The 6516-nt window shown below is 72.2% G+C and carries 8 protein-coding genes; 4 read left to right on the plus strand and 4 right to left on the minus strand.

The annotated features are described in order from the left end of the window. The first annotated feature begins 15 nt into the window (after positions 1–15). On the plus strand, positions 16–834 hold the full coding sequence (gene proC, locus ACIBD9_RS11400) for a pyrroline-5-carboxylate reductase (protein ID WP_238661521.1): 819 nt from the start codon (positions 16–18) through the stop codon (positions 832–834). Between the two features lie 46 nt (positions 835–880). Continuing rightward, positions 881–1231, plus strand: a complete 351-nt coding sequence (locus ACIBD9_RS11405; protein ID WP_036412622.1) for a DUF2203 domain-containing protein — start codon at positions 881–883, stop codon at positions 1229–1231. 1 nt (position 1232) lies between these two features. Here the strand turns inward: ACIBD9_RS11405 and ACIBD9_RS11410 are convergent, their stop codons facing one another. The 3 genes from ACIBD9_RS11410 to ACIBD9_RS11420 all read right to left on the minus strand — a co-directional run bounded on the left by ACIBD9_RS11410 (position 1233) and on the right by ACIBD9_RS11420 (position 3597). Beyond that, complete coding sequence (locus ACIBD9_RS11410; protein ID WP_396716672.1) at positions 1233–1913, minus strand: class F sortase; 681 nt, start codon at positions 1911–1913, stop codon at positions 1233–1235. After that, positions 1910–2779, minus strand: coding sequence for a DUF4397 domain-containing protein (locus tag ACIBD9_RS11415; protein WP_396716674.1), 870 nt, complete (start codon positions 2777–2779; stop codon positions 1910–1912). Before ACIBD9_RS11415 ends, ACIBD9_RS11410 begins: the two co-directional genes overlap by 4 nt. A 143-nt stretch (positions 2780–2922) precedes the next feature. After that, on the minus strand, positions 2923–3597 hold the full coding sequence (locus ACIBD9_RS11420; protein ID WP_396716676.1) for an NADPH-dependent F420 reductase: 675 nt from the start codon (positions 3595–3597) through the stop codon (positions 2923–2925). Here ACIBD9_RS11420 and ACIBD9_RS11425 point away from each other — a divergent pair. Then, a complete protein-coding gene (locus tag ACIBD9_RS11425) occupies positions 3596–3850 on the plus strand; it encodes a hypothetical protein (protein WP_396716678.1) in 255 nt (84 codons plus the stop codon). The genes ACIBD9_RS11420 and ACIBD9_RS11425 overlap by 2 nt on opposite strands. Positions 3851–4048: 198 nt before the next feature. On the opposite strand, the gene ACIBD9_RS11430 is transcribed toward ACIBD9_RS11425, so the two are convergent. After that, a complete protein-coding gene (locus ACIBD9_RS11430; protein WP_396716680.1) occupies positions 4049–4540 on the minus strand; it encodes a glutathione peroxidase in 492 nt (163 codons plus the stop codon). A 167-nt stretch (positions 4541–4707) separates the two neighbouring features. On the opposite strand from ACIBD9_RS11430, the gene ACIBD9_RS11435 reads away from it, so the two are divergent. Then, positions 4708–6333, plus strand: a complete 1626-nt coding sequence (locus tag ACIBD9_RS11435; protein ID WP_363615476.1) for a glycosyl hydrolase family 18 protein — start codon at positions 4708–4710, stop codon at positions 6331–6333. Positions 6334–6516 lie beyond the last annotated feature (183 nt).

Consider the following 6516-nt stretch of genomic DNA (forward strand, 5'->3'; position numbering starts at 1 on the left):
GGGGTACGGGCCGACATGTCCGCCGGAGTGCACACGGTCGCGGTGATCGGCGCGGGCAAGATCGGTGAGCTGATGCTCTCCGGGCTGCTGCGCTCGGGATGGCCGGTGGACCGGCTGCTGGCCACCGCCCGCCGGCCCGCTCGCGCCGAGGAGTTGACGGCCCGTTACGGCGTACGGGTGGTCGACAACCTGACCGCGGTGGACGAGGCGGCGGTGCTCGCCGTCTCGGTGAAACCGCAGGACGCCGCCGCGCTCCTCGACGAGATCGGCCCCAAGGTGCCGGCCGACAAGCTCGTCATCTCACTCTGCGCCGGTCTGCCCACCAGCTTCTTCAGCCGCCGGTTGCCCGACGGCACCCCGGTGGTGCGGGTGATGACCAACACCCCGGCGCTTGTCGACGAGGCGATGACCGCGATCTCCGCCGGCGCGTACGCCACCGGAGCGCACCTGACGTTGGCCGAGGAGATGTTCAAGCCGCTCGGCCAGACGATCCGGGTGCCCGAGTCGCAGCAGGACGCCGTCACCGCGCTCTCCGGCTCCGGCCCGGCCTACTTCTACCTGCTGGTCGAGGCCATGATCGACGCGGGGATCCTGCTCGGGCTGCCCCGCCAGGTGGCGCACGAGTTGATCGTGCAGACCGCGATCGGGTCGGCGGTGATGCTGCGCGACTCCGGCGAGCACCCGGTCAAGCTGCGCGAGGCGGTCACCTCGCCGGCCGGCACCACCATCTCCGCGATCCGGGAGTTGGAGAAGCACGGCGTACGCGCGGCGCTGCTCGCCGCGCTGGAGGCCGCCCGGGATCGCGCCCGCGAGCTGGCGGCACAGGCCGACTGAGCGTTCGGGGCGCGTCGCGGAGCCGTGCGTGCCGCATACTGGCCCGGTGTTCACACTTGCCCAGGCCCGGCACCTGGTGGCCACCCTGCAGCCGCGCGTCGACGAGTTGATCCGGGTCCGGGCCGACCTGGCCGAGTTGCGCGCCGACCTGGCCGACCACGGCGTGAGCGCGCTCGGTGGGCTGGCCGAGGTGAAGGCGCTGGAGGCCCGGCTGCACGCCGTCGTCGACGAGCTGCACCAGCACGACATCCAGGTCAAGGGCATCGCTCCGGTGCTGCTCGACTTCCCCGGCGAGCGGGCCGGCCGCGCCGTGCTCTGGTGCTGGCTGGAGGGCGACTCCGACGTGCGCTGGTACCACCGGGCCGAGTGCGGCTTCGCCGGCCGCCGCCCCCTCTGACTCAGCCCGCCGCGGACGTCGGCAGGATCGGGTCGGGGGCGTCGGTCACCGCGAAGACCACGACGTTGTCCCGGTAGTGCCCCCGCCGCCGGTCGAAGTCGCCCCCGCAGGTGACCAGGCGCAACTCCGCCCCGGGCGTCGGGCCGTAGACCACGTCGGTCGGAAAGCTGTCCTTCCGGGTACGCAGCGACCCCGTCACCCGGAACGCCAACCGCTGCCCGCCGCGCCACACCTCGACCCGGTCGCCGGGCCGCAACTCACCGAGCCGGGCGAACACCGCCGGGCCACGGCGCGAGTCCAGATGCCCGGCGAGCAGGGCCGGGCCGGTGTCGCCGGGAGCCGGGCCGCCGCCGTACCAGCCGGCCGTGTCGAAGTCGGTGGGCGGAATCAGCGCGCCGGCGCGGTCCAGACCCAGCACGGTGAGCGCGGAGTCGACGTCGATGCGCGGTATGCGTACCCGGGTGGGTGGAGGATCCCGCGGCGCGGGCGTGGCGGCCACCGACGGACAGTCGTCGCCGCAGCCGAGGTGCCAGCTCGCCATCGGCGGTGGCGGGCCGGTGGTGGCCAGCCCGACCCCGGTGCCAACGGCCAGGCAGACCGCCGCGCCGGCCGCGACCAGCGCGGCCAGCGGCACGCGGCGGTCACGGTGCCGCCGGATCGACGGGTCCGGCCCGGCGCTCACCAGGTGGTGCGCCGCCGCCGACGCCAGAGCAGCAGGGCCACCGCGCCGGCCGCCGCGGCCAGACCGCCGGCCACCAGGGGGTACGCGTCGAGCCCGGCCCCGGCCGTGCCACCGGCGCCGGTGTCCACCCCACCGGCCGGGACGACCGTGCCGCCCTCGGCGTCGCGCCGCAACTCGGCGGTGAGCCCGCCCTGCTTCGCGTCGAGCACCAGCAGCGAGTAGACGGCGCCGCCGGTGAGCCGCACCTCGGCGTCGGTGCTCGGCCCGCCGGGACCCGTCAGCTTCAGCCGCCACCTGCCCGGCTCGACCTGCTGGTAGTCGGTTGTGGTGGCGAACTGCACCCCGCCCGCGATCATCGGGCCGTCGGCGGCGGCCACGTCGAGCACCGGGGTCCGCACCGACGCCTGCACGACCCGCACCTTGGCGCGGCCGTCGGTGGGAGCGCTGAGATCGTCGTTGAGCACCCGCAGGCCGAGGTCGGCGTGCCGGCCCACACCGGCCACCGTGAAGGCGTCTCCGCTGGTCACCGCGACCTCGGTGGTGAGCACCGGGGGGTCGGTGGCGGGGGCGCCCGCCTCGCGCATGGCCACCGCGTACCGGCCCGGAGCGAGTTCGAGGTAGTCGGAGACCACGCCGTAACCGACCCCGGGGAAGACCTGCGGCTTCGCCGCGCCCGGCGCGGCCAGGTAGACGTCCACCGCCGGGGTGTCCGGGGAGAGGTGCGCGAGCCGGACGTATCCGACGGTGTCCGCGCCGGTCGCGGCGTTGGCAGGAATGGGAATGGCGGCGGTGGCGAGGGCGGTGCCGAGTAGGAGCGCGCCGGAGCCGGCCAACAGCCGGCGGGGCACGGTACGGAGCGTGTGCATGTCGCCTCCGGGAGCACGTTCGGTGAGCGGGCGGCAACCCAGAGAACAGGGTCCCGTGAGCAGGACTACGACGCAAGTTGCCACAGCGATGTTTTTGCGCGCGTATCGCTACCGATCGCGGGGAGGGCGGCGGCTGGCCTTGCTCAGCGGGTGGCGGCGGCCAGGGCGGCGCGCAGTTTCGCGGCGTCGGCCGGGGCCGGGTGCTCCCAGTCGGTCGGGCTGGCGGAGTAGAGCGTGCCGTACGCCGGGGTGTCCGGCTGGTAGCGCCACCCCTCAGCCAGCGGGCCGACGTCGACCGCGTCGTAGCCGATCCGGTTTAGAAAGGCGGTCACCTCGGCCTTCGCGGCGGCGTCGTCACCGGCGATCGCGAGGGCGCTGCGGTCCGCCGCACCGGACGGCCGGGGGAGGGCGGCCAGGCCCTTGAAGTAGATGTTGTTGAAGACCTTGACCACCCGCGACTGCGGCAGGTGCCGCTGGAGCAGCTCGCTGCTGGTGGTCTCGCCCGAGTCCAGCTCCGGGAAGGCGCCATCGCGCTCCGGGTAGTAGTTGTTGGTGTCGATGACGACCTTGCCGGCCAGCGGCTCCACGGGCACCGCGCGGTACGCCTTCAGCGGCACAGTGACCACCACCAGGTCGCCGACCTGCGCCGCGTCCTGCGTGGTGCCGGCGCTGGCGTGCGCGCCCAGGGCCTCGACCAGGTCGGTGAGGGTCTCCGGGCCCCGCGAGTTGCTGAGCACCACGTCATAGCCGGCGTCGACGGCCAGCCGGGCCACGGTGCCGCCGATGTTGCCACTGCCGATCAGTCCCACAGTTGTCATGCTCGTTCCCAACTCCGTCCACCCACGACGCATTCCCGACCATCCTGGTGGGTTATTCGGTTGCCCGCTGCCGGGCGGCTGCGCGGACCGTCAGGCCCGCGCTGTCCTCGTCGCGGACCTCGCGATCTTCGCCGTCCCGGCGGGTGCCTGGTCGCGGCGCGAGCCCGTTCTGCACAACGTACTGCTCACGCTTGTCGCCGATCGGCTCTCCGGCAACGTGCCACTCTCCGGTGACGAGCGGTCGTGCGGGTGATCGACGGCCGGACACGCGGCCCGGTAGCAGCCCGGGGCCGGGAGGGCCGGCGAGGCCGTCGATCATGGAGTTGTGGTGGGGAACGATTCGGGTCTATCGGTGCAATCCAGGCACCATGACTCCATGATCGACCGAGTCCAGCCCGGCCTGGCCGAATTCAGCCCGGCCTAGCCGAGCCCAGGCGCGCTGCCCCGGGCGTCAGGGGGTGGGGAGGTTCTTTTCGATGGCGGCGCGGAGGTCGTTGGAGTCGGGCTCGACCGTGGGGGCGAAGCGGGCGGCGACCGAGCCGTCCGGGGCCACCAGGAACTTCTCGAAGTTCCAGCGCACGTCACCGGTGTGCCCGTCGGTGTCCGGGGTGTCCACCAGCGCGGCGTAGAGCGGGTGCCGGTCGGGGCCGTTGACGTCGACCTTCTCGGTCAGCGGGAAGGTGACCCCGTAGTTGACCTGGCAGAAGTCGCTGATCTCGGCGGCGCTGCCCGGCTCCTGCCCGGCGAACTGGTTGCACGGCACGCCGAGCACCACGAGGCCCCGGTCGGCGTACGAGTCGGCGAGCGTCTGGAGGCCGGCGTACTGGGGGGTGAGGCCACAGCGGGAGGCCACGTTGACGACCAGCAACGCCTTGCCGCGGTAGCGGGCCAGGTCGGCGGGGCCGCCGTTGAGGGCGTCGATCGGGATGTCGAAGACGGTCATGGGCCGAGGCTACGCGCCGGCCGGGCGTCCACCCGGGGTGGGCGCAGCGTACGCACTCCGTGCACCAGGAGAAATCGAAACATGCGCATCTTGACGAACTGATAATGCTGTGAGTACCGTCTCACCAACTCTTTTGGAAAGTTTCCTAACAGTTCGGGAGACGCCTCATGAAAAGATCGCTCCGCCGGGCCCTCTGGGCCGGTGCCGTGGTCGCCGTGACCGTCGCAGCGGTGCCGGTGACCACCGCGTTCGGTGCCGGCACGGTCACCACCACCTTCACCAAGGCGCAGGACTGGGGGACCGGTCACGAGACGAGGGTGACCGTCACCAACGGTTCCAGCGCCACGGTCACCACCTGGCGCATCGAGTTCGACCTGCCGTCGGGCACCACCATCAGCAGCGCGTGGGACGCCGACGTCACCAGCAGCGGCAACCACTACGTCGCGGTCAAGAAGAGCTGGGCCGGCGGCATCGCCCCCGGCGCCTCGTTCAGCTGGGGCTACAACGGCAGCGGCGCCTACAAGGCACCGCTGAACTGCACCATCAACGGTGCCGCGTGCGGCGGCGGGACCACCCCGCCGACCACGACTCCGCCGACCACCACCCCGCCCACGACGACGCCGCCCACCACCCCTCCGCCCACCACGCCACCGCCGACCACCAACCCGCCGAACCCGGGTGGCAAGAAGGTCGTCGGCTACTTCGCCGAGTGGGGCGTCTACGGGCGCAACTACCACGTCAAGAACATCCAGACCAGCGGCTCGGCCGCGAAGCTGACCCACATCCTGTACGCCTTCGGCAACACCACCGGCGGTCGTTGCGCCATCGGTGACAGCTACGCCGACTACGAGAAGGCGTACACCGCGGCGGACAGCGTGGACGGCGTCGCCGACACGTGGGACCAGCCGCTGCGCGGCAGCTTCAACCAGCTGCGCAAGCTCAAGCAAATGAACCCGCACCTCAAGGTGATCTGGTCGTTCGGTGGCTGGACCTGGTCCGGCGGCTTCACCCAGGCCGCGCAGAACCCGGCCGCGTTCGCCGAGAGCTGCTACAACCTGGTCGAGGACCCGCGCTGGGCGGACGTCTTCGACGGCATCGACGTCGACTGGGAGTACCCCAACGCCTGCGGCCTGACCTGTGACACCAGCGGCCCGAACGCGTTCAAGAACGTGATCAGCGCGTTGCGGTCGAGGTTCGGGTCCAGCGCCCTGGTCACCGCCGCGATCACCGCGGACGGCAGCAACGGCGGCAAGATCGACGCCACCGACTACGCCGGCGCCATCGGCAACCTCAACTGGCTCATGCCGATGACGTACGACTACTTCGGCGCCTTCAACGCCCAGGGTCCGACGGCGCCGCACTCGCCGCTCACCTCGTACACCGGCATCCCGCAGCAGGGCTTCAACTCCGACGCGGCGATCCAGAAGCTCAAGAGCAAGGGCGTCCCGGCCAACAAGCTGCTGCTCGGCATCGGCTTCTACGGTCGGGGCTGGACCGGTGTCACCCAGGCCGCTCCGGGTGGCAGCGCCACCGGCGCGGCGCCGGGCACCTACGAGGCCGGCATCGAGGACTACAAGGTCCTCAAGAACACCTGCCCGGCCACCGGCACGATCGCCGGCACCGCGTACGCCAAGTGCGGCAGCAACTGGTGGAGCTACGACACTCCGTCGACCATCAACGGCAAGATGACGTACGCGAACAATCAGGGCCTCGGTGGCGCGTTCTTCTGGGAGCTCTCCGGTGACACGAGCAACGGTGAGCTCATCGGCGCCATCAAGGGCGGTCTCGGCTGAGCCGAGGGCCGACGCACCACCCACACGGCGGGAAGGGGCCCGCACCGTCCCTTCCCGCCCGTGACACAGCGGCCCGGGGGGGGGCCCCCCCGGGCCCCGGCCGCCCCCGGGGGGGGGGGGGGGGGGGTGTGTGGGGTTGGCGGGGCGGCGGCGGGTCGTGAAACAACCGCACGGCGGGGTTGA

Origin of the sequence: Micromonospora sp. NPDC050784 (assembly GCF_044456765.1) — a bacterium.
Classification (GTDB): Bacteria; Actinomycetota; Actinomycetes; order Mycobacteriales; family Micromonosporaceae; genus Micromonospora; species Micromonospora foliorum.